This window comes from Coleofasciculus sp. FACHB-1120, from assembly GCF_014698845.1.
Taxonomy (GTDB): Bacteria; Cyanobacteriota; Cyanobacteriia; order Cyanobacteriales; family FACHB-T130; genus FACHB-T130.
Window position 1 is genome coordinate 187,853 of sequence record NZ_JACJTV010000005.1, and the last position, 24,750, is coordinate 212,602.

At 46.6% G+C, this 24,750-nt stretch carries 11 protein-coding genes; 7 read left to right on the top strand and 4 right to left on the bottom strand.

Annotation, left to right across the window (positions count from 1 at the left end; translation table 11 throughout):
• Nucleotides 1–41: 41 nt before the first annotated feature.
• The 7 genes from H6H02_RS07685 (at nucleotide 42) to H6H02_RS07715 (ending at nucleotide 18,594) form a co-directional block, all read left to right on the top strand.
• Entirely contained in the window at nucleotides 42–3,698 is a 3,657-nt protein-coding gene (locus H6H02_RS07685) for a non-ribosomal peptide synthetase (protein ID WP_190816248.1), read from the top strand.
• Nucleotides 3,695–9,406: a non-ribosomal peptide synthetase gene (locus tag H6H02_RS07690; protein ID WP_190816250.1), complete on the top strand. Its 5,712-nt coding sequence runs from the start codon at nucleotides 3,695–3,697 to the stop codon at nucleotides 9,404–9,406. The genes H6H02_RS07685 and H6H02_RS07690 overlap by 4 nt, the downstream gene beginning before the upstream one ends.
• 150 nt (nucleotides 9,407–9,556) lie before the next feature.
• A complete protein-coding gene (locus H6H02_RS07695; RefSeq protein WP_190816252.1) occupies nucleotides 9,557–13,990 on the top strand; it encodes a non-ribosomal peptide synthetase in 4,434 nt (1,477 codons plus the stop codon).
• 124 nt (nucleotides 13,991–14,114) lie between these two features.
• Nucleotides 14,115–15,518 carry an aspartate aminotransferase family protein gene (locus H6H02_RS07700; protein ID WP_190816254.1) on the top strand — a complete coding sequence of 468 codons (1,404 nt, stop codon included), beginning with the start codon at nucleotides 14,115–14,117 and terminating at the stop codon, nucleotides 15,516–15,518.
• Between the two features lie 63 nt (nucleotides 15,519–15,581).
• Entirely contained in the window at nucleotides 15,582–16,328 is a 747-nt protein-coding gene (locus H6H02_RS07705) for a class I SAM-dependent methyltransferase (RefSeq protein ID WP_190816256.1), read from the top strand.
• A 2-nt stretch (nucleotides 16,329–16,330) separates the two neighbouring features.
• The gene (locus tag H6H02_RS07710; RefSeq protein WP_190816394.1) at nucleotides 16,331–17,095 is read left to right on the top strand and encodes a thioesterase II family protein; all 765 of its coding nucleotides are present in this window, start codon (nucleotides 16,331–16,333) and stop codon (nucleotides 17,093–17,095) included.
• 212 nt (nucleotides 17,096–17,307) lie between these two features.
• Entirely contained in the window at nucleotides 17,308–18,594 is a 1,287-nt protein-coding gene (locus H6H02_RS07715) for a serine hydrolase domain-containing protein (protein WP_190816259.1), read from the top strand.
• Nucleotides 18,595–18,710: 116 nt separating this feature from the next.
• Here H6H02_RS07715 and H6H02_RS07720 read toward each other — a convergent pair whose 3' ends face one another.
• The 4 genes from H6H02_RS07720 to H6H02_RS07735 all read right to left on the bottom strand — a co-directional run bounded on the left by H6H02_RS07720 (nucleotide 18,711) and on the right by H6H02_RS07735 (nucleotide 24,054).
• Nucleotides 18,711–20,807, bottom strand: a complete 2,097-nt coding sequence (locus H6H02_RS07720) for an acylase (protein WP_190816261.1) — start codon at nucleotides 20,805–20,807, stop codon at nucleotides 18,711–18,713.
• Nucleotides 20,808–21,176: 369 nt separating this feature from the next.
• Entirely contained in the window at nucleotides 21,177–22,007 is an 831-nt protein-coding gene (locus tag H6H02_RS07725; protein ID WP_190816396.1) for an ABC transporter ATP-binding protein, read from the bottom strand.
• 8 nt (nucleotides 22,008–22,015) lie between these two features.
• Nucleotides 22,016–23,062 carry an iron ABC transporter permease gene (locus H6H02_RS07730; RefSeq protein WP_190816263.1) on the bottom strand — a complete coding sequence of 349 codons (1,047 nt, stop codon included), beginning with the start codon at nucleotides 23,060–23,062 and terminating at the stop codon, nucleotides 22,016–22,018.
• Nucleotides 23,059–24,054, bottom strand: a complete 996-nt coding sequence (locus tag H6H02_RS07735; RefSeq protein ID WP_347342584.1) for an iron ABC transporter permease — start codon at nucleotides 24,052–24,054, stop codon at nucleotides 23,059–23,061. Before H6H02_RS07735 ends, H6H02_RS07730 begins: the two co-directional genes overlap by 4 nt.
• Between the last annotated feature and the right edge of the window lie 696 nt (nucleotides 24,055–24,750).

A 24,750-nucleotide genomic window follows, 5' to 3' on the forward strand; every position in this document is an offset into this window, starting at 1 on the left:
AGCCTAGATGAAGTTTAAAAATGGAAAATAAAGTTTTAAAAATGCCAAACGATACTATTCAGGGATTCCAAATCTCTCCCCAGCAAAAACGCCTTTGGGGATTGCAACAACTTGATTCAAATCAAGATTATCAAGCTAGGTGTTATCTCTTAATAGAAGGGTGTCTCAATATAGAGATGTTGAAAACGTCCCTGCAAGAAATTGTCGAGCGACATGAAATCCTTCGTACCCATTTTCGCTGCCTACCGGGAATGACGATTCCCCTGCAAGTTATTTCAGAGAGTAGCGCTCTTCACTGGCAATCTATTGATTTAAGTGCTAGAAATAGCCAAGAACAAAGCCTTCAACTTGAAACATTTTTTAATTCAATCGGTCATCAACCCTGTAATTTCGAGGAAGATTCCCTATTACAGTTAAGCTTAATTACTCTGTCAGAGCAGAAGCATATTTTGCTGATTAACTTACCTGCTCTTTGTGCCGATACTGCAACTTTACAGCATTTAGCAAAAGAAATTAGTCGGACATACGCTGCTTGCTGTCTTGGTACGGAACTGGACGATGAAATAATGCAGTATGCCGATATCTCTGAATGGCAGAATGAATTGCTGGAAGGAGAAGATACGGAAGCGGGACGGAACTATTGGGAAAAGCAAGACTTTTCGGCACTGTTAAATATTGAGCTACCGCTGGAAATATTAGTTTCAAAACAAGCTAAATTTCAACCGCAATTGATTACCCAGACAATCAATTCCGATAAAGTAGCCAAAATAACCGCATTCGTGAGTAAGTATGAAACTTCTGTGCCTTCATTCCTGCTGACTTGCTGGACAATTTTGCTTTGGCGGCTCACGAAACAATCAAATTTGGTAATTGGGACAGCTTTCGATGGACGAAAATACGAGGAGTTAGAATCGGCGTTGGGATTATTTTCCAAATATTTGCCAATTGAAAGCCATTTAGAAGCTAAGCTTTCTTTCGGTGAATTACTGCAAAAAATTCATCAAGCGCAACAAGAAGTTTACCAATGGCAAGAATATTTTAGCTGGGACTTGAACGCTTCGGCTGATTCACCCTTTTTCCCAGTTTGTTTTGAATTTAATCAAGCGACTGATAAGTGTTCTGCTGCTGGCGTTACCTTTTCAATTGAACGCCAATATATCTGTATTGACCGCTTCAAGATTAAGCTTGCTGGCGTTGAGCGGGAAGACGCTTTGAGTATCGAGTTTCACTACGACGCAAACTTATTTGATGCAGCGGATATTCAGCGGTTAGCCGGACAATTTAGCACTTTAGTTGATAGTATTCTCGAAACTCCAAATGTTGCGATTAGGGAGTTAAAAATTCTTAGCGATGTAGAACGCCAGCAATTGATTGAGTTTAACAATACCAAGATTGATTTTCCTCAATTTCAGGGAATACATCAACGATTTGAGCAACAGGTTGAAAAAACGCCGGACGCGATTGCGCTAAGCGCACGCTCCGCGAACGCACTCGTTTACGAAGGCGAACAACTCACTTATCAGCAGTTAAATCAACGCGCTAACCAACTCGCTCATTCCTTGCGAAAGCTGGGTGTCGCACCAGAAGTTTTAGTCGGTCTTTATCTAGAACGCTCTCTAGAGATGGTTGTTGGACTGTTGGGAGTGCTGAAAGCTGGGGGAGCTTATGTCCCCTTAGACCCAGCCTTACCGCTGGAGCGTCTAGCGTTCATCCTGCAAGATACTCAGGCAAAGGTGCTGTTAACGCAACAACATTTAGTTACCAACCTTCCTGGCTCGACAGCTACCGTTTTCTGCTTAGATTCCGAGTCGGAACTGCAACAAGAGAGCGATTGCGCTACCGCGCAGCCTTCGGATCGCAACTTAGAGACTCAATACATTTCGGCTAGTGATATTCACCCTTCAAAGATCCCCCCAACCCCCCTTACAAAGGGGGGCTATGTTCCCCCAACCCCTCCTAAAAAGGGAGGCTATGTCCCCCCAACCCCCTTAAAAAGGGGGTCGCCGCAGGCGGGGGAATCGGAAGCTGGGGGAGGGCAAGCAAATCTTGCCTATGTCATTTACACCTCCGGTTCTACCGGAACACCCAAAGGCGTTGCGGTAGAACATCGACAAATTCTCAACTATCTCAATGGCATTTTGGAAAGATTGGATCTTCCCGATGGTGCCAGTTTTGCAATGGTTTCTACCTTTGCTGCCGACTTGGGAAATACAGTTTTATTCCCCTCTTTGTGTACGGGAGGATGTCTGCATATCATCTCCCAAGATCGCGCCGCTGATGCTGAAGCGCTATCGCAATATTTTCAACAGCATCCAATTGATTGCCTCAAGATAGTTCCTTCTCATTTATCGGCTTTACTGGCATCCTCTCACCCAGAATTTATTTTGCCTCGTCAGCGATTAATTTTGGGTGGAGAAGCCTCTAGTTGGACTTTGATTGAGAAAATCCAGAATTTGGCTCCATCCTGTCGCATTCTCAATCACTATGGGCCAACAGAAACAACGGTCGGCGTACTTACCTATCAGGTAGAAAGTGGGAACTTAGCTAATGTTTCAAAGACCGTTCCACTCGGTCGTCCCCTAGCAAATACCCAGATTTATATCCTGGATAATCATCTTCAGCCTGTGCCTATTGGTGTGTCTGGTGAAGTTTATATTGGGGGAGATAATCTGGCGCGTGGTTATTTAAATCAGCCGGAACTAACAGCCAAGAAATTTATTTCCAACCCATTTTTAAAGAATTCAGGAGTCATATCAAGTCCGCTTCATGAACCAGCATTCCCTCTGAACCCCACCCCGCCACAGCCTGCGGCTCCGGCTCCCCTCCCCGCAGGCGGGGAGGGGTTGGGGGTGGGGTTCTATGAGGAATTAACTGGATTTGATATCCAGAGTCAGGAGTCAGAGGAAAATTCAGAATTCAGAATAAAACATTCTAAATTCTTATACAAAACTGGCGACTTAGCTCGCTATTTACCGGATGGAAACATTGAGTTTCTGGGACGAATTGACCATCAGGTAAAAATCCGGGGCTTCCGCATCGAACTAGGGGAAATTGAGGCGGTGCTAAAGCAGCATCCCGCCGTAGAACAGGCTGTGGTTGTAGTTCGCGAGGATGTGCCTGGTGACAAGCGTTTAGTCGTTTATTCGATTTTGAGTCAGCAGCAGGGGAGTAGAGAAGAATCCACTCAATCAAATCTAATGGGTGACTTACGTTCTTTTGTAAAAGCGAAGTTGCCGGAATACATGATACCTTCTGCTTTTGTGATTTTAAAGACTCTGCCTTTAACTGCTAATGGGAAAGTGGATCGGGAAAAACTGCCAGCACCTGAGCAAATTCGACCAGAGTTAGCAGGAACGTTTGTTGCTCCCCGCACCAATGTTGAGGAGATATTAGCTGGAATTTGGGCTGAAGCAATCGGGATTGAACAAGTGGGCATTTACGACAACTTTTTTGAGCTAGGAGGGCATTCGCTGCTAGCAACTCAGGTGATTTCCCGATTGCGTGACGCCTTTAATGTGGAGTTGCCTTTGCGGCAGTTTTTCGACTTTCCTACTGTTGCGGATTTAGCAGTCGCGATCGCGCAAAAACTCGCTGAACAGACCGATGAGGAAATGATGGCTCAAATGTTAGCAGAGCTAGATGAAATATCGGAGGAAGAAGTTCGAGAAGTTTTGGCTAAGGAAGGAGTAGGCAAATGAGTAATTTAAGCGAGCGCATCGCCGGACTTTCTCCAGAAAAACGCGAGTTGCTGCTAAAACGGCTTAATCAGAAAAAAGAGCCGATAGCACCAACCCAAATCCCCCGCCAAAACCGGGACTCTAACTCGTTTCCCTTGTCATTTGCTCAACAGCGGTTGTGGTTTTTTGACCAACTAGACCCGGGAAATACCAGCTATAACATTTCTGCGGCTGTGCGCGTTAAGGGAACGCTGGATGCGATCGCTCTGGAGCAAAGTCTCAACGCAATTATCCAGCGTCACGAAGTCCTACGAACTGCTTTCACAACAGTGAATGGGCAACCTGTCCAAGTCATTACGCCTGATTTTAAATTCACGCTTCCACTCATCGATTTGCGGTCACTCTCCAACACCGAACGAGAGCAAGCAGTACGGCAATTCGCCACCGCAGAAGCGCAAAAACCCTTTGACCTCACACAGGCACCTTTGCTGCGAGTTAGGTTGCTGCATCTGAACGAATTCGAGTATGTGGTGTTATTTACTATGCACCACATCGTCTCAGATGGGTGGTCAATGGGGATATTTATTCAAGAGTTAGTCACTTTTTATAAAGCTTTCGCTTGTAGAGACGAGATTAATTGCGTCTCTACACTCCTTCCTGAATTAAGTATCCAATATGCAGACTTTGCAGTTTGGCAGCGACAGTGGCTACAAGGAGAAGTTTTAGAAGCCCAGATTGCTTATTGGAAAAAGCAATTGGGGGGCAATCTTCCCGTACTAGATTTGCCGACAGACCGACCGCGACCTGCGGTGCAAACCTTCCAAGGCGCTGAGGAAAAATTTGTCTTGTCCAAGGCGTTGATTGAGGAACTGACTAAAGTAGGTCAGCAGCAAGGAGCGACTTTATTTATCGTTTTGCTGGCGGCGTTCAAAACTCTGCTTTATCGCTACACCGGACAGGAAGATATTTTAGTTGGTTCGCCAATTGCCAACCGCAACCGCGCCGAACTAGAAGGATTAATTGGCTTTTTTGCGAATACTTTAGTTCTGCGTACTGACTTAGCAAATAATCCTACTTTTAAGGAGTTGTTAGGACGGGTGCGCGAGGTGGCGCTGGGAGCATACAGCCACCAGGATTTACCCTTCGAGAAGCTGGTAGAAGTGTTGCAGCCAAATCGGGATTTGAGCCGGAACCCGCTGTTTCAAGTGTTGTTTGCTCTGCGTAATGTTCCCACGCAAACTTTAGAATTGCCGGGAGTTAGGCTCAGTCTCGAAGAGATGGAGAGCCAAACGGCAAGATTCGATTTTGTACTCAACTTAGCCCAGGAATCAGAAGGTCTTACTGGCATATTTGAGTACAACAAAAACTTATTTGATGCCAGCACGATCCAGCGGATGGCAGGACATTTTCAAACCTTGTTAGAAAGTATTGTTGCCAATAGCGATCGCGCTATCTCCACTTTGCCATTTTTGACGCAACCCGAACAACATCAGTTGTTATGGGAGTGGAACAATACTCACACAAACGACTCGCCGGATCGGTGTCTGCATGAGTTGTTTGAAGAACAAGCGGAACGAACACCCGATGCTATTGCAGTTGTTTTTGACAACCAACAACTCACCTACGCCGAACTCAATACCAAGGCGCATCAACTCGCACATCATCTACAGAAACTCGGTGTGAAGCCTGAAGTTTTAGTAGGGATTTGTGTAGAGCGTTCCCTAGAAATGGTAATCGGATTGCTGGGCATTCTCAAAGCAGGGGGAGCCTACCTTCCCCTAGATCCAGCCTATCCCCCAGAGCGCCTCGCTTTCATGTTAGAGGATGCTCAAGTTCCGGTATTATTAACCCAAAAACGCCTGTTAAATCTCCTACCCTCCCAGAATGCTCAGGTTGTATGCCTGGACAGCGATTGGGGAAATCAACAAATCCACAGTCAAAATCCAATCCCAAATCCCTCAAACTTAGCTTATGTTATCTATACTTCCGGCTCAACCGGACGACCCAAAGGCGTACAAATTTCCCACGCCTGTGTCGTCAACTTCCTAATTTCTATGCGCCAGAAATTAGGAATAAATCAGCTAGATATTTTATTAGCTGTCACCTCCTTATCTTTTGATATTGCGGCGCTAGAAATATTCCTCCCCATAACTGTAGGCTCTCGCGTTGTTGTAGTCAGCCGTGAAATCGCCTCTGACGGGGCACAGTTGTTAACAACATTGACCGATTCTGGGGCGACCATCATGCAAGCAACGCCTGCGACTTGGCGAATGCTTTTGGCAGCAGGATGGCAGGGGAACAAGAACTTGAAAATCCTCTGTGGTGGCGAAGCCTTACCGCGACAACTCGCCGCTCAATTGCTGGTGCGGGGCGATCGCTTGTGGAACTTGTACGGCCCTACGGAAACTACCATTTGGTCTACTATCCATCTGGTGGAAAGTAGGGATGCGATTTCTATCGGTCGTCCGATTGCTAATACGCAAGTTTACATCTTAGACCGCTCTCTACAGCCTGTCCCTGTGGGTGTTACGGGTGAACTGTATATTGGCGGGAAAGGGTTATCCAGAGGCTACCTAAATCGACCTGAACTAACAGCCGAGAAGTTCATTGCCAATCCGTTTTTAGACCAATCCGAAAAGTCGGAATTACTGTATAAAACTGGAGATTTAGCGAGATATCTCCCGAATGGTGAATTGGAATATTTGGGACGCATCGACCACCAAGTTAAAGTGCGAGGCTTCCGGATTGAACTGGGCGAAATTGAAGCGGTACTCAGCCAACATCCAGCCGTGCAGCAAGCGGTAGTGATTGCTAGAGAGGCTAATTCTAGCGACAAGAATTTGCTTGCTTATGTCGTACCGATGCCAGCGGAAGCTGCAACAACACCCGCACAACTGCGCTCATTTCTCAAGGAGAAGCTACCCGATTACATGGTGCCTTCTGCCTTTGTACTGCTAGAAGCAATTCCTTTAACGCCTAATGGAAAAATTGACCGTCGCGCATTACCAGAACCTGACACCACCAGACCTGAATTAGAAAGGATTTTTGTCAGTCCCCGCACCGCAATGGAGGAAGTTGTAGCAGGGATTTGGACTCAAGTTTTAGGTCTTCAGCAAGTCGGTGTATGCGATCGCTTCTTTGACTTAGGCGGACACTCGCTGCTGGCAACTCAGGTAATGTCTCGCCTCCGCGAAGCGTTTCAAGTTGAACTCCCCTTGCGCTATCTGTTTGAGTCGCCGACAGTAGCGGGTTTGGCAGAACGCATCGAAACAGCTTGTCGCGCCCAACAAGGTCTTCAAACTCCGCCCCTCGTGCCAGTTGTGCGGGATAGAGAATTCCCCCTCTCCTTTGCCCAACAGCGACTGTGGTTTCTCGACCAATTAAATCCAGGCGATTCTGCCTATAACATTCCCGCCGCAGTGCGTCTAGTCGGTGCGCTGAATATCGTAGCGCTAGAGCAAAGCTTTCAAGAGATTATCCAGCGTCACGAAGCTTTGCGGACAATCTTTGCGACGGTGGAAGGGCAACCCGTGCAGGTAATTATCCCATCGGCTACTTTTAAGCTACCAGTAATCGACCTGCGACAGTTGCCACCATCCGAACGAGAAGCGGAGGTGCTGCGACTTGCCACCGAGGAAGCGCAACGACCTTTTGACCTCACTCAATTGCCGTTGCTGCGCGTCACTTTATTACAACTGGATGAGGCAGAAAATGCGGTACTGCTGACCCTACACCACATCATCGCTGATGGCTGGTCGATGGGGGTACTGATTCGGGAAGTGGCGGCACTCTACGAAGCTTTTTGTGCCAGGAAACCCTCGCCGCTGCCGGAATTGCCCATACAGTACGCAGATTATGCAGTTTGGCAACGACAATGGCTGCAAGGAGAGGTTTTGGAAGCCAAACTTGATTACTGGAAGCAGCAGTTAGGTCACAATCCGCCCCAGATGAAACTACCCACCAAACAACCTGCTGCTTCTACTTTTCAAGCTGGCATTCAATCCTTTGAGCTATCTCCAAAGCTGTCTGGGGCACTAAATGTACTCAGCCGCCAAGAAGGTGTAACTCTCTTCATGACACTGCTGGCAGCCTTTCAGACGCTGCTGCACCGCTATACTAGTCAGGATGACATCATTGTTGGCACCGATGTCGCCAATCGCACTCAAGTTGAAACTGAATTGTTGATTGGTTTCTTTGTCAACATTTTGGTCTTACGCACCGATATGCGTGGCAACCCCACTTTCCGCGAGTTGCTCAAGCGAGTGCGCGACATCACTTTAAAAGCTTATGTCCATCAAGACTTGCCTTTTGAGAAGTTGGTCGAGGAACTGCGTCCAGAAAGAAATTTGAGCCGCACTCCCCTGTTTCAAGTGTTGTTCGTGATGCAAAATACGCCCGTGCCTACTTTAGAAGTTTCGGGTTTAACTTTAACCCCAATTGAAGTAGAGGGCGGGACAGCGAAATTTGATTTAGTGCTGTTCGTGTCAGAAACAAAGGATGGCATTGTTGGCAGTTGGAAGTACAACGCCGATTTATTTGATGCGGATGCGATCGCTCGTCTATCAGCTCATTTTGAAACCCTCCTCAACAGCATCGTCGCCCAGCCGGATACGCGCCTCAATCCTTTGGAAATACTCACCGAAGCTGAAAAGAAACAACAAGCCATGCAAGAGATCAAACGGGAAAAGAGTAACTTCAGCAAGTTCAAAAACATCAAACCAAAAGCAGTTACTCTGCCCAAAGGCGAATTAGTCAAAACCGAATATTTACAAGCCGGAGAAACATTCCCCTTAGTTCTCAAACCTGCCGTAAACGAGGTTGATATCGTTGACTGGGCAAAAAACAACCAAGACTTCATCGAAACCAAGTTATTACAACATGGAGGAATTCTGTTTCGAGGCTTTAACGAACCTTTAGTGTCCGTTTTTGAGCAATTTGCCCAAGCCATTTGTCCCCAGTTGTTCGGAGAATATGGAGACTTACCTCGTGAAGGAGTTAGCGGGCAAGTTTACGGTTCTACTCCTTATCCGGCGGATAAAGCTATCTTGTTTCATAACGAGAGTTCGCATTTACACCGCTGGCCTTTAAAAATTTGGTTTTTCTGCGTCAAAGCTGCACAGCAAGGCGGAGAAACTCCGATTATTGACAGCCGCAAAGTTTATCATTTACTCAATTCTCAACTTCAAGAAAGATTTGCCCAAAAGCAAATTATGTACGTCCGCAACTATACAGATGGATTAGATGTGAGCTGGCAAGAGTTTTTTCGAACGACCGATAAAAGTGTGGTAGAAGATTATTGCCGAAAAGCTGCAATCGAATTTGAGTGGAGAGAAGACAATGGGTTGAGAACTCGCCAAATTCGTCCAGCGATATCCAAGCATCCAAAAACGGGAGAAACGGTATTTTTTAATCAACTTTTCTTGCACCATATCTCCTGCTTAGATCCAGCAGTCCGCGCCTCTTTATTATCTGTATTTGGAGAAGAAAACCTGCCCCGGAATGTTTATTACGGAGATGGCACGACCATTGAAGATTCTGTAATAGCCGAAATTCAAGAAGTTTATCGGCAGGCATCTGTTAGTTTTCCTTGGCAGGAAGGAGACATATTAATGCTGGACAATATGTTGGCTGCACACAGCCGTAACCCATTTGTAGGTTCGCGGAAGATTGTGGTAGCGATGGGAGAAATGATGAGTGATGAAGAACGTTGCCGTCCCGCCGGGGAATAAATTCCCCGTCTGATAGCTTAAGTCTGTTTTAACGAACTGAAAAATCTAAATATTGGTCGGTTTAAGTAGACTTTCGCTATTAGAGAGGAATTTAAACCCCTGGCGGGTGAGTGGAAACAAGAAACATATTAAAAACGAGCAATTTTAACAATGCAAACAATTAATGGATTTCGGGTATCTCCTCAACAAAGGTATCTTTGGTTATTGCAACAAGATAGCGCTGCTTATTGCGCCCAATGTGCCATTTTGATAGAGGGCAATCTCAAGACAACAGCTTTAAAAGAAGCTGTGCAGGAAATCATAAATCGGCACGAAATCCTCAGGACAAGTTTCCATCGAGAACCAGGGATAAAAGTACCAATCCAAGTAGTTAGTGATCGCTTCCACATCACCTCTTGGCATTCCATCAATCTAAGCAATTGCAATCCCCAGGAACAAAAAGCAAAAATCGAGGCAATTCTTCAAGAAGAAAGACGTTCAATTTCTACTTCCGAACCTACTGGTTCGCTACTGCGTGCATCTTTAATTACTCTGTCGGATGACAAACATATTTTAATTGTTACTTTGCCTTCCCTTTGCGCTGACAGTTGGACATTGAAGAATCTGGTCCAAGAAATTAGTCAAAGATATGTCGCAAATCTTCAAGGTGAAATAGCCGAGGAAGAAGTTGTGCAATACGTGCAATTTTCCGAGTGGCAGAATCAATTGCTTAAGGATGAAGAGGATTTAACAGGTAAAGAATACTGGAACCAGCAAGATTTCTCTAACTTGGCTAATTTAAAGCTACCTTTAGAGAAGAAATTGCTTGGCTTACCCGCTAATTTTGAACTAAACTCTATCGAGTGCCAGATTGAGCCGGATTTAGTTGCCAAAATTACAGCGATCGCGCAAAAATACAATATTTCTATTTCAGCCGTTTTACTCACTTGCTGGAAAACTCTACTTTGTCGGCTAACTAGAGAGCCAAATATTATTGTTAGCACTGGTTTTAATGGTCGAAAATATGAAGAATTAGAGCCAGCGCTAGGACTGTTTACCAAATTCTTACCGCTTCGCAGTCATCTAGAAAACAGCTTTACATTCAGGGAAATCGTACAGCAAGTTCAGCAGTCTGTAAGCGATGCCGATAACTGGCAAGAGTATTTCTGCCGGGAAGATATTAGCACTGCAACCTTATCCGGTTTCCCCTTTGGTTTCGAGTTTGAAGAACAGCTAAACAAATATTCTGCTGGTGATTTATCATTTTCGCTTTACCAGCAGTACGTCTGCTGCGATCGCTTCAAAGTAAAACTCTCTTGCGTGCGTCGGGATGAGTCGCTGAGTGCAAAGTTTGACTATGATGCCAGCATCATCAGTGTAGAGGCAATTCAATCCTTAGCAGAACAATTTCATGCCTTAGTAGAAAGTGCTGCTAACAACCCAGAAACCGCAGTTGGTGAGTTAAATATACTCAGCGATCGCTCTCGACACCAATTATTAGTTGAATTCAACAATACTCAAGTCGATTACCCCCAATCCAAGTGCATCCACCAACTATTTGAAGAACAAGCGGAACGCACCCCAGACAACATTGCCGTTGTATTTGAAAATCAACAATTAACCTACCGAGAACTCAATGCGCGTGCCAACCAAATAGCGCATCACCTGCAAAAGTTGGGAGTTCAACCAGAGGTAGTGGTAGGTATTTGCGTTGAACGTTCCCTGGAAATAGTAATTGGATTGCTTGGCATTCTCAAAGCAGGTGGTGCATATCTACCGCTAGATCCGGCAATGCCAACAGAACGCCTCTCCTTGATGTTGCAAGATGCTCAAGTGCCAGTGTTGTTAACTCAAAAACAATTTTTAGAAATTCCCCAACACAGCGCCAAGGTCGTATGTCTGGATACAGAATTGGAAACCATAGAAGTCGAAAGTCAAAATTCCATCCAAAATCCCTCAAACCTCGCTTATGTAATCTACACCTCCGGTTCCACTGGCACGCCTAAAGGAGTTGCCGTCGAGCATCAACAACTACTGAATTATGTCAACGGTATTATCAACAGAGTAGATTTGCCAGCAGGTGCTAGTTATGCCATTATTTCCACCTTCGCCGCCGATTTAGGTCATACAGTTGTTTTCCCGGCGTTGTGTACGGGTGGATGTCTCCATATAATCTCGCAAGAACGCGCAACTGACCCAGAGGCCCTGGCAAATTACTTTCAACAACATCCAGTTGATTGTCTCAAGATTGTTCCTTCTCACTTATCTGCTTTACTGACAGCTTCTAACCCCGCGCACATCTTACCTAGAAAGCGATTAATCCTTGGTGGTGAAGCTTTAAGTTGGAATTTGATTGAGACAATTCAAAAACAAGCTTCCGACTGCCAAATCTTCAATCATTACGGGCCAACAGAAGCCACAGTAGGCGTACTTACTTATCAGGTAGCGGGTCAGAAAGCGGAGCAGAATTCTGAAACAGTTCCTCTAGGTCGTCCAATCCCGAACACGGAGATTTATATCTTGGATGCTCATCTTCAGCCAGTTCCCATTGGCGTACCGGGTGAGTTATACATCGGCGGTGCTTGTTTGGCGCGGGGTTATTTAAATCAGCCGGAACTTACAGCCAAAAAATTTATTGCGAATCCACTTAATCAAAACCTAACGATTCAACCCTCTCCCCTAGTAGGGGAGGAGAATTGCTCCCCTCCCCTACTAGGGGAGGGGTTGGGGGAGAGGTCTGAATCCCGCCTTTACAAAACCGGAGACTTGGCTCGTTATTTACCCGACGGAAACATCGAGTTTCTCGGACGAATTGACGACCAGGTGAAGATTCGGGGTTTCCGTGTTGAGTTAGGGGAAATTGAAGCGGTACTGTCGCAACATCCATCTGTACGCCAGAGTATTGTTTTGCTGCGAGAAAATGTGGGACAGCGTTTAGTGGCTTATATCGTTTCAAATTCAGCACTCATTAACGATAACGATTTGCGTTCCTTCCTCAAGGAGAAATTACCTGATTACATGGTGCCTTCTGCTTTCGTGATGCTGAAAGCGTTGCCACTCACTCCAAATGGCAAAATAGACCGTTCGGCATTGCCAGCACCGGAGACAATAAAACCCGTAGCAGATACGTTTGTAGCTCCTCGCAACAGCGTTGAGGAGGTACTAGCTGGAATTTGGGTTCAACTTCTCAAACTTCAAAAGGTCGGGATTTATGACAATTTCTTCGACCTAGGGGGACACTCTTTACTCATCCCGCAGTTACTTGCTAAGGTGCGAGAAACTTTCCAGATAGAACTGTCCTTACGGGATTTTTTTGATGCTCTTACCATTGCCGATTTAGGGAAAAGCATCGAAATGAAACAGGGAGTCATTCCTTTTGTTTCTCCCGCCTCGAAGTTAAATCTAAACGCTGAAGCTGTCCTAGATCCGACAATTCGCCCTGACTCTATACCTATTGAGTTAGTTACTGAACCAAATTGCATCTTTTTAACTGGAGCAACCGGATTTTTAGGAGCATTTTTACTCTCCGAACTTTTGCAACAAACCCAAGCAGATATCTATTGTCTGGTACGGGCTACCAATACAGAGTCCGGGAAAGAACGGCTACAAAATAGCCTGGAATCTTACTTACTTTGGGAGGAAAGGTTTAACTCACGAATTATACCCATTTTAGGAGATTTATCTCAACCGCTTTTAGGGCTTTCCAATGATAAATTCCGAGAAATGGGTAGTCAAATCGATGTTATCTATCACAATGGTGCCTTAGTTAATTTTACTTTCCCTTACTCTGCCCTGAAACCTGCCAATGTGCTGGGAACTCAGGAAGTTTTGAGATTGGCAAGTCTACTCAAAATCAAGCCAGTGCATTTTATTTCTACAATTGGCGTCATCTCGGCGGCTGATTCGGGTTTGCAAATCGTTCGGGAACAGGACAGAATTGATGATTGGGAAGGAATAAATAGCGGCTACACCCAGAGTAAATGGGTTGCCGAAAAGTTAGTCACGATTGCTAGCGAAAGAGGACTTCCGATATCTATTTACAGACCCGGACGTATCTCAGGACACAGCCAAACAGGTGCCTGCAATCCCGACGATCATACTTTCAGAATGATTAAAGGTTGCATTCAGATCGGAAGTGCCCCAAAGCGTAGCACAATGGTGAATTTAATTTCCGGGGACTATGCAAGTCAAGCTATCGTTCATTTATCAAGACAGAAAGCTTCTTTGGGCAAGGTTTTTCATATTGTCAATCCCCGCCCTATCCAGTGGAACGAACTGGTTAATTTGATTCGCTCATTTGGCTATCCACTCCGGCAAATTTCTGATGAACAGTGGCGAGGAGAATTAGGAAATTTGGCTGAGCGATCGCCTGATAATGCCCTATATCCGCTACTGCCAACTTTTTCGGAAAGCGAATCTCATCAAACTAGCAGTAGTGAGTCAGTAATTCGCCACATTGACTGCCAGAATACACGCACTGGACTGGAAGGAACTTCTATTGTGTGTCCGCCAGTAAATAGGGAATTGCTCAGTACCTACTTCTCATATCTCATTCGCAGCGGATTTCTAAAGGCTCCAGAAATGATTGGAATACAGACATCCTAAATAAGTGAAGAACGTAGAGAGAAGAAAGAGAATTTTATAGTTCATTTAGGATTGCTAGCAACTCATTCCCAATAACTGCCCAAACCCGAAAGAAACGTTAGTTTTAACCAAAGGAAACTTCATCATGCAAACCATTCAATCAGAATCTACAAATAGCCCAATCTCCCCTCAGCAAAAGCATTTAGAAAACCTAATTGAACGCCATATCAATCGCACAAAAACTTCAAAAGAATTCGCTCAAACGTATCGTCCAGTTCTAGCTGACAACAAAACCTTAGTAGGTTTCAGTTTCCCCTTAAAGGAAATGTTTTATCCAATTGTTGCTAAGCGCTCCCAAGGCTCTAAAATTTGGGATGTTGATGGAAACGAATATATAGATGTAACGATGGGATTCGGGGTCAATCTTTTTGGTCACAATCCACTCTTTATCAAAGAAGCTTTGCAAGAGCAACTTGAGCAAGGAATCCAAGTTGGCCCTCAAGCCGAGTGTGCCGGTGAGGTTGCCCAACTAATTTCTGAACTGACAGGAATGGAGCGAGTTACTTTTAGCAATACAGGCACAGAAGCCGTAATGACGGCGATCCGTTTGGCAAGGGCTGCAACAGGTCGTAACAAAATCGCCATGTTTTCAGGCTCTTATCACGGTCATTTTAATGAAGCATTAGCAAAAGCTAAAAAAGTAGAAGGAAAGGTACAAACAGCGCCAGCTTTTCCAGGAATACCGCAAAATATTGTTGAAGATGTTTTAATTTTAGATTATGGAAATCCTCAATCTTTAGATGTAATAAAATCACATAGTCAAGAATTAGCAGCTGTGCTAGTTGAACCCGTGCAATCGCGCAGACTTGATTTACAACCTAAAGAATATCTGCAACAATTAAGGCAATTAACTCAAGAATTAGGGATAACCTTAATCTTTGATGAAATGGTTACTGGGTTCCGAATTCATCCAGGCGGCGCACAAGCATGGTTTGGCATTGAAGCTGATATCGCAACTTATGGAAAAATTGTCGGTGGTGGAATGCCAATTGGAATTATTGCTGGCAAAGCCAACTATATGGATGGCATTGATGGCGGTAATTGGAACTACGGAGACTCATCATATCCTCAAGCAAAAACAACGTTTTTTGCCGGTACTTTTTGTAAGCATCCACTAGCGATGGCTGCTGCGAAAGTAGTTCTTCAGCATCTTAAAACTCAAGGAGTGAGTCTACAGGAGCAGTTAAATTCCCGCACATCGCACTTTGTTGAAACACTCAATAATTACTTTGAAATGGAGAATATGCCTATCCGAATGGCACATTTTGGTTCTCTGTTCGGTCCTGCTTCTTCTGGTAATGCTTCCTCCTCGGAAGAGTCTAGTTCTTTAAGTGCTTTGGACTTGTTATACTATCACTTGCTCGACAGGGGAATTATGCTCCGAGGCGGGGGTGGTTTCTTATCCACAGCCCATACAAATGAGGATATGGAGCGGATGGTTTGGGCAGTTAAAGATAGTGTAGAAGAATTACGGAAGGGAGGTTTTTGATTTTTATATTTAGCGTCATCTAAGTTGATTTAAAAACCATTCTTGTAAACAGGAGAGAATTTTATGTCTTCAGCAACGTTCTATTCTAATTACGATCCTTTCGCTCAGATATATAACGAAAGTTGGGGGCCGGATCACATTAAAACGGCACTGCCATACTTAGAACATTTGCTGCTACCACATCTCCCGGAAGAAGGGCATATCCTCGACCTTTGTTGTGGAACCGGGCAGTTGGCACAATACCTACGAAAAAAAGGCTATCAAGTAACTGGAGTTGATAGCTCTGAGGCAATGTTAACTTATGCTCGCCAGCAGGCATCGGATAGCAAATTTATTCTGAGCGATGTACGCTTTTTAAAATTACCATCAACCTTTCATGCGGTTGTTTCCACAAGTTATGGACTTAATCATGTCCTCGACATTGATGAACTAATTAGCGTTTTTAAAAACGTATATGCGGCGTTGCTGGAAAACGGCTTATTTGTGTTCGACTTGAGCTTGCAACAACGGTATCAGTCAAGTTGGAACGGTTCAATGCTGGGCGATGTTAAAGATGATTATGCCTGGGCGATGGTACGCAATTATGACGCAGAAGAACAAGTAGGTCAAATCAACATGACTATCTTTTCCAAAGCGGAAATAAACTGGCAACGTTTAGATACGACTTGGTTGGTGAAAGGGTATTCTATTGCAGAAGTTCAGTCGGCTCTAAATGATGCAGGCTTTGAGAAAGTAAGTGTTTACAATACAGAATCTGAATTGGCACCCCCCGATGAGGCTGGCATAGTCTACTTTGTGTGTCGGAAATAATGATGATAACTGATGATGCCTGGATAATCTTTCCGAAGTCAAAGACCCAGGCAAGTCTGCGCCTGTTCTGCTTCCCCTATGCGGGTGGTGGGGCGCTAAATTTCCGCACTTGGTCTCAGGCTCTACCTGTGAGTGTCGAAGTTTGTGCTGTCGAACTCCCCGGACGAGGAAAGCGGATTTGGGAAGCGCCATTTACTCAGGCTTTACCTCTGGTGCAGGCGATCGCTCGTGCCCTTTTGCCATACTTAGACAAGCCATTTGCTTTCTTCGGTCACAGCATGGGCGCACTCGTCAGCTTCGAGGTGGCTCGTCTACTCCGCAGAGAGTATGGGATGAGTCCAGTCCATCTGTTTGTATCCGGTCGCAGCGCCCCTCAAATCCCGCCAAAAGAGCTACCTATCCACGCCCTGCCAGAACCCGCTTTTATCGAGGAATTGCGTCGTCTTAACGGGACTCCCGAAGCAGTGCTAGAGAATACCGAATTGATGGAACTGCTGCTCCCCATCCTTCGGGCAGATTTTGCTGTTCTCGAAACTTATGTTTATGCTACCGAACCGCCGCTTCAGTGTCCTATCACTGCTTTTGGTGGTTTGCAGGATGTCAAAGTCAGTGTTGAGCGTCTTGAGGCTTGGCGACAGCAGACAAGCGCTGACTTCTCCCGGCAAATGCTTCCCGGAGACCATTTCTTTGTGCAATCAGCCCAACCCCTGCTGCTTCAATTTCTTTCTAGAGAACTGGAATCAATCAGCAGAGCGGTGGGAAAGTAGGGTTAACGCCTGCTTTCCCACTGCAGTTTGCGGTCTATCGTCCAACCTTTGCAGCGCTCCGCCTCAAATGATAGAAACGGCGAAAACGTCTTAATTACACTATCCCTCCGACGCATGACTTCAGGGAAGTGCATAAAAAATTGACAGCCAACCTATCAATCAAGTGAAAGCGTTTTCACCCAAAACGCCTAACCCAAATTGAGGAACATCCCATGAAAGTTACGCGCCCTACAAAAGATGCCAAGAATTTTCCTTTTAACGGCAAGCGTTTATCCTTGTCTCTAGTCGTTCTCGTCGGGAGCTTGGCAAATTTTTATGCTCCTATCAGCCGGATGGCTGTAGCTCAGAAGCCAATCGGAACTGGAGCTAGCCGAGTCGTCAGTGCTGATGAAGCCCGATACATCGAGTTGAGCCAGCAAGCAGAGGAAAAAGACCATCAAGAAGCTAGTCGTTTGCAGCCAACCAGAGCTGGCGTGTCAGGGCAAACTCAACAACCATCCGGTCGCATCGTCTCTAACGCCAAAGCTTTTGACCCCGCAAAGATGGAAAGCTACTTGAAACAAGAACTCACCAAAAAAGGAGCCGTTGGTTTTTCTTACGCCATTGTGCAGTCGGGACAGCTAGTAAAATCAGGCGCTCAAGGCTGGGCACGGGCACCTTGGGAAGGGAAGCCCTTAAACCCAGATCCAAATGCTCAAAAGCAGCCAAGCGTAGGGCTAACTGCCACAAAAAGAATGACTGTTGCGAGTATTTCCAAGCCGATTACAGCCGTAGCGGTGATGAAATTAGTTGAACAGAAGAAGCTCTCGCTGGATGACAAATTTTATCCGCTGATCAAGAATAAATTTCCTGTCGCTGGCAAAGGTGTTGAGAATGTTACCATTCGGCAGCTTTTGACTCATACCAGTGGTTTGAAAGCCGGGGTCGGTTGCGGCAACTTGCCTGGTTTGTTATCACAGGGAACATCGGGAAACCCTTATGACTACGAAAACTCTAATTTCTGTCTGTTGCGAGAAGTCATTGAGAAGGTTTCCGGTCAGAATTATGTGAGTTATGTTCAGACTGAAATCCTGAGCAAGATGACAATTGCGAATATGTCTTGCCAGCCGGATGTCAATAACCCCACTCTTTACTACAACACCAGCAAAACGCCAGGGAAGTTATGGGGAGACTATAGCGACTCTTGTAGCGCCTTTGGCTGGTATGCATCCGCCACAGACCTGGCAAAGTTTCTTGCTTACATCCGTTACCACAAAGTCCTTTCAAAACCGACCACCGAACAAATGTTGAGCGAGGGATTAGGTTGGAAAAAAACAAGCGGGACGCGAGGCACATACTACCAGCATGGCGGCGATTGGATCGCCTCTGAGAAGAAAGGATTTACGGGTGTAATCATGCATTTTCCAGACGGTATCGATGCTGTAGTCTTGGTGAATACACGAGGCGATTTCAACAAGACAACCGTAATGAAGAATGCCTATGAGGCGGCATTCAAGTAACAAAACGATTTGCTTTGAATGAAGAGCGATCGCTTCTAGCTTCTATTAAGTACAAAGCAAGTAATAAAGCCAACTGGTGTCATTGAGTCCGACTTCAATGACACCAGTTATCTGCCTCAGAATACCTTGCGCTCATCCAAATGAGCAACGATATCCTGACGCGATCGCCATACCGGACGCAACTGATTGCGGGCGGATAGCGATAACTGATCGCTAATATGGGGCGATCGCGGTTGAGTTGCATTCCCGTAGCCGATCAGTGCCATCGCCTTGACTGGGTTAGAAAACTCGACCGCAGCGATGTAAGAATCGCCCCCGACCGCTTGGAAGCGACCATCTTTCGTCGGGGCAAAATCGAGAACGCGGAAGATGCCAAGGTCTCCAGAACCGCCATTGGCAGGCAGATCCACACCCTCAGAGCGCAGTCGGAAAACATCCCCCCAGGGGACATCTAGGGCTTTATAAGCCTCTTCCACCTTGGCGGCTGCGGTAGAAAGCACCTTCACTGCACTCTGAGGATCTGCTAAGCCGTTGGGTGTGGTGCGCGGGGAATTCTCGTTCCAGGGGGTACTAAATGCATTATCGAATTCCATCTCTTCCGCCCAGAGGTAAAAGAGTACCGCACCCCGGCTATCTGCATCGGCATTCCGATCCCAAGATTGCAGGACATCAGCGGCTCGACGTGCTAATTTATCTCCATACTGCCGTGCGGCGGGAATTAGGTCATCCAGGAAACGATCTGCCACTTCCATGCGTGTCGAGTGCTTGTACTGAATCATTTCCTCGAAAGAAATCTTTTTATCCTCATCCAGCATTCTCGCGGAGCGTTGCGCTCGAAAGTGCATGAACTGCGGAGCCATGTAGGGCGGGAAGTCGGCTGGATTTAACGCCACTGGGAAAGTCGTTGTCCACGGTGGATCGTTGGCATTTTGTAGCCAGCCGCCGGGGGGGTCTAGGACGCGGGGCAGATCGCGGTAGGGATGAGTTTTCGTCCACAAGGTTGTCGAGGTGTCGCCAGGAACGATATCTTCCCAGTAGTCAAAGTCTCCAGATGGGCGAATTGGCACCTGACCGTTAAAGAGGTGCATAATGTGCCCGTCGCGGTCTGCATACATCACGGTGAACATCGGAATCTGCAACCGCTTTAGGGCAGCCTCAAACTCAGGCAATTTGGTGGCACGCGCCATCGCGTACCATTGCTCTAACGCTCCGGGTTGCTCAAGCCCCACAACCCGCAATGCCACGGCTTTTCCCTCCTTGCCTGCGACAACAGAACCGTGAAGAGAACGTTGCACCACAAGTGATTCTGAGCGCAGTGTGCCATCATCCTGCTTCACCTTCAAGATTTTCTTTTCTGTCTCAAAGGCTTGAACTTTACCGTCGAAGCGATAGCCGCCGTCTTTTAGTTCCAGTTCGTAAGCGTCCCACCCGTCATGGGTGTTTACCGTGTGAGTCCAGCCGAGATTATTGTTGAATGCGATCGCGAGTACGGGAAGTCCAACGAGTGTCGCCCCATAAGCATCAATTCCTGGTGCGGTAATCTGAGCTTCGTACCAAACAAATAAATCTGACCAAGGCAGGTGCGGGTTTGCCAGTAGCATCGCGTTCCCGCTTGCAGAATGCTTAGGCGCGATCGCCCATCCATTAGAACCCATTGATTTGTTATCGGCAAGGCCTTGAACAATCTGTGGATTTACAATAAATGTAAAATTCATTACCCGCTGTTCGTGAGCCAGAATATCCACTGGCTGGACTGGTAGCACTGCCTTCACTTCATCATCAATCAGGTCGGGATGTTCCTTAGCATAGGCATTGATTCCAGCGGCAAAGGCATCTAGATAACTGCGGAAAGTGGGATTCTGCGCTTTATACCACTCGCTGGCACGTTCGGGAATTCCCATCGTTTGTACCCATCGATCGGAGTCTAGGTACTCTTCTCCCCAGTATTGGGCACTTTGTCCCCGTGCCTGACCGTAGAGGCGCAACAGCAGGTTGCCATGACTTTGCATCTGCGCCCAACCAAAGGCGCGAAATGCACTTCCTGCATCCTTGCCGTAAATATGCGGGATGCCGTAGGTGTCCCAGAGGATTTCAGTCGAGGAAGCCGGTAAGCTTAGACTTTGGCTGCCCAAAAATAAAGTAAAGATGAAACCTAATATTAACGGTAAAATTCGGGAAAATTTTCTTTTCAAATATCCGATTTGATGGCGCATGCTACCCTTTTTAAACTGATGAATGAAAGGCAAAGAATCTCTAATAAAAACCTGCTGCTATTAGATGTCTGAAAAGCCATAATCGAGACGCTTAAATGGTAGAGATCCCCCTAAATCCCCCTTTTCAAGGGGGACTTTGACTTAATTCGCCCCCCTTTTCAAGGGGGGTTGGGGGGATCAAAACGGGACTTGCCAGTTTAAGAAGACTTGTGTGTACACGGTAGGCTTTTTAAAGAGGGCTGGGGGGAGCGAAGCAACTTTTGACACTTCTCTAGACATCCTCTAAGAATTAAACATTACATTTTTTGCGAATTGATAATAGACTTCTTGCCTCAATCAAGATGTGAATAATTGGGATTCGCCAAAGTTTCAAGGAGAAATGCGATCGCCCTTCAAGGCAGCTTCTTGACCGATCTTCAGTTTCCGCCCCAGCGGAATACACATCGGTGTCCCGGCTACGGGATCTTCCACAATGCGACAACCCAGCCCAAATACTTCGCGCACCATTTCTTCTGTCATCACTTGCATCGGGGTTCCGTGGGCATAAACGCAACCTTCTTTCACCGCTACTAGGTAATCTGCATAGCGACAAGCCTGGTTCAAATCGTGCAACACCATTACCAGTGTTCGTCCTTGCGTTTGATTTAACTCCAAAAGCAAATCCAACACCTCGATTTGGTGCGCCAAGTCTAAGAAAGTGGTGGGTTCATCTAAGAGTAAAATCTCTGTATCCTGAGCTAGCGCCATTGCAATCCAAGCGCGTTGTCGCTGTCCGCCCGAAAGAGTATCGAGCGATCGCTCTGCCAATTCGGTCATCCCAGTCGTCGCCAGCGCTAACGCGACCAACCGCTCATCTTCTTTTGACCACTGTTGCAACCAGTTCTGATAAGGATAACGCCCCAGCGCCACTAAATCTCGCACGGTTAACCCTTCGGGTGCCACTGGCCCTTGGGGAAGAATCCCCAATTGCTTGGCGACCTCTTTTGTGGATAACTTGAACAAATCAGCCGCATCCAGATAAACCGTCCCGTTCCGGGGTTTGAGCAATCTTGCCAAACCCCGCAGCAACGTAGACTTACCGCAACCGTTGGCACCCACTAAAGCGGTTATTTTCCCTTCGGGAATCGCCAAATCAAGGTTTTTGATAATTGGCACACCTTCATAAGCCAAGGTGAGCTTGCGGGTGGAGAGTCGGTTCATCTTTGGGTTCATCGTTTGCGGTTTTGCACCAACAGATAGATAAAGTAAGGAGCGCCAATCACGGCTGTAATTACACCACAGGGAAGTTCAGTCGGAGCAAATAGCGATCGCCCTAGCAAATCAGCAACCACCACAATCATTGCCCCAATCGTTGCCGAGACAGGAATTAACCCCTCATGAGTTGAACCCACCAATTGACGGGCGATGTGCGGTGCCATTAACCCAACAAAGCTAATCGTACCAGCGGTAGCAACCGCCGCCCCCGTCAACGCAGTAGCGATCGCAAGTAACCAGCCGCGTTCCCATTCCAGCGAACTACCCAGCCCTTTGGCAACATCATCTCCCAAATTTAAAGCATTCAGCTGTCGCGCTTTCCCCAAAGCCAATGGCACCAACACCGCGAACCAGGGCGCAACCGACCATACCTCCTCCCAACTGCGACCGTAGACACTCCCCGCCAACCACACCAACGCCTGACTCACACTATTAATCTCACCGAATGTCACCATCAAGCTAGTCAAAGCGCCGATGACTGCGGCAATCCCGACACCAATCAAAATCAGGCGAACCGGAGAACTCCCCTTATCCCATGCCAAAAAGTAAATCAGGAAAGCGACCGCCAATGCTCCCCCAAAGGCAGACACCGGCAAGATTGCAATCGGGACGTTGGGAAACAAAACAATCAGACTAACTGCTGCCAGACTTGCACCCGCGTTAATCCCGATGATGCCTGGGTCAGCTAGGGGATTGCGGGTAATGCCTTGCAAGATCGTACCGGAAACCGCCAATGCCACTCCCACAAGAGCCGCGACTAAGGTTCTCGGCAGTCGCAGGGTATTGATAATGAAGGGATAGTCAGGGTTTCCGGTTTCCAGTCCGAGTAAGGTTTTGATGACGGAGATGATGGGAATTGGATATTCCCCATACGAAACACTGACAACCATCGCCGTCAGGGTAACGAACAGCAGGATACTTAGAATCGTTGGGATACGACGATCGATCCGGAAGGAGACCGGAAGCGCCCTAGAACGAACGACCAACCAGCTTTTGTTCATTTTTTCACCTTGAAGCGGGCAAGATAAACGAACAAGGGCGCACCAACTAAAGCAGTCATGACTCCGACTGGGAGTTCTTGCGGCTTAATCAGCAATCTGGCACCGATATCTGCGGTTAACAGTAAGATGGCTCCAAAAACCGCAGAATAGGGCATAATCCAGCGGTAATCAACGCCAACCAGCAAGCGGACAACGTGGGGGATGACTAAACCGATAAATCCAATCGGGCCAGCGGCAGCAACGGCACTGCCTGCCAGTAAGATGACACTGAAAGCAGCGGCAACTTTTACCCATGCGGTTCGTTGACCTAAGCCTTTAGCGACATCTTCACCGAGATTCAAGGTAGTGATTTGTTTACCTAAAGCGAAGGCTAATATCAGTCCGAGGGTAATATAGGGCAGCACTTGCCAGACAATCGTGAAGTCACGACCCGCAATCGATCCAGCCATCCAAAAACGGATTTCATCAAGGGTGCGTTGGCTGAAAATCAGGATGCCGGTTGTCACTGAAGACAGGAAGGTACTAATCGCTGCACCGGCGATGGTGAGGTTGAGTGGGGTGAGTCCACCGCGACCCAAGGAACCGAGGAAATAGACAGCGATCGCAGCGGCACCGGCACCCAGAAAGGCATACCAAGCATAAAAACTTGGATCGGTTGTTCCGAAAGCAAATACGGCGATGACCACCGCCATTGCGGCACCGGCGTTGATTCCCAGGATTCCGGGGTCAGCTAAGGGGTTGCGGGTGATGCCTTGCATAATCGCACCCGCGATCGCCATTGCGGCACCAACCAGGATGGCGATGAGCGATCGCGGTATCCTGATCGTCCGAATAATCAAGTGATCCGCAGACCCATCAAACGCTGTCAACGCTTCATAAATGGTGCTTGCAGAAATGTCGGCTGCACCATAGCCAATACTGACTACCAGGCAAATGAGGAGAATCAAGAGGCTCAGAATTAAGCCAACAAGCAGAGAGGGCCGTGGCTGTATAAATCCTAAGACTTCCCCGATTAACCGATTTTTTACTATTTTCTGGATTGGTGCCAAATCTATCGATGCCTTCTGCCTTGTGTTTCTTGCTATTGCAACCCTAAATATGCTGTCTTAACGTCAAGCGCCTCGGAACGATGGGAAACCGCCGCTTTGGTGCGCTCAACCAGTAAACTAGAAATTACTTTAGACTTATTGCGATTATTTATCAATATCTTTGCGAAAATTATCCTTGAATTGCCAGTAATACAAGGATTCTAGATTTCAACAACGGCAAACCCCGCAGTTGCCTGGTGAGTCGAAGTTGCAGTCTGGCATAACATTGAGACATCACCGAATCGCAAGATCCCACTTGCCTAAAACTGAGGCGAGTTGAGAAAAATAAGATAGCTGACCGATGCTGAAGATAACATGCGATCGCTCATCAAAGAGCTAATCAACAACTCCGATGATCGTGTAGTGCGTAGTTAGTGCTACGACATGGAACTCAAAGGTAGAACCTAAATAAGTCAGAGGGCAATGTCAACATTGTGAATGTTGTTAGATATCGAAGGTTGGAAAATCGCTTTATCGGATTTAGAATTATTGGTTAGATATTTTCTGATTTAAGTGTTAGCTTTAAAGTACACAAACGCCCTTAGACCGTAATAAAGCTCAGGTTGCCTGTAAGTTCTTGTCTTAAGCTGCATTTTTAAT

Bases quoted from the DNA above. Each gene is read 5' to 3' on its own strand.
- H6H02_RS07685 (WP_190816248.1), top strand. From the start codon at position 42: ATGCCAAACGATACTATTCAGGGATTCCAAATCTCTCCCCAGCAAAAA.
- H6H02_RS07690 (WP_190816250.1), top strand. From the start codon at position 3,695: ATGAGTAATTTAAGCGAGCGCATCGCCGGACTTTCTCCAGAAAAACGC.
- H6H02_RS07695 (WP_190816252.1), top strand. From the start codon at position 9,557: ATGCAAACAATTAATGGATTTCGGGTATCTCCTCAACAAAGGTATCTT.
- H6H02_RS07700 (WP_190816254.1), top strand. From the start codon at position 14,115: ATGCAAACCATTCAATCAGAATCTACAAATAGCCCAATCTCCCCTCAG.
- H6H02_RS07705 (WP_190816256.1), top strand. From the start codon at position 15,582: ATGTCTTCAGCAACGTTCTATTCTAATTACGATCCTTTCGCTCAGATA.
- H6H02_RS07710 (WP_190816394.1), top strand. From the start codon at position 16,331: ATGATAACTGATGATGCCTGGATAATCTTTCCGAAGTCAAAGACCCAG.
- H6H02_RS07715 (WP_190816259.1), top strand. From the start codon at position 17,308: ATGAAAGTTACGCGCCCTACAAAAGATGCCAAGAATTTTCCTTTTAAC.
- H6H02_RS07720 (WP_190816261.1), bottom strand. From the start codon at position 20,807: ATGCGCCATCAAATCGGATATTTGAAAAGAAAATTTTCCCGAATTTTA.
- H6H02_RS07725 (WP_190816396.1), bottom strand. From the start codon at position 22,007: ATGAACCGACTCTCCACCCGCAAGCTCACCTTGGCTTATGAAGGTGTG.
- H6H02_RS07730 (WP_190816263.1), bottom strand. From the start codon at position 23,062: ATGAACAAAAGCTGGTTGGTCGTTCGTTCTAGGGCGCTTCCGGTCTCC.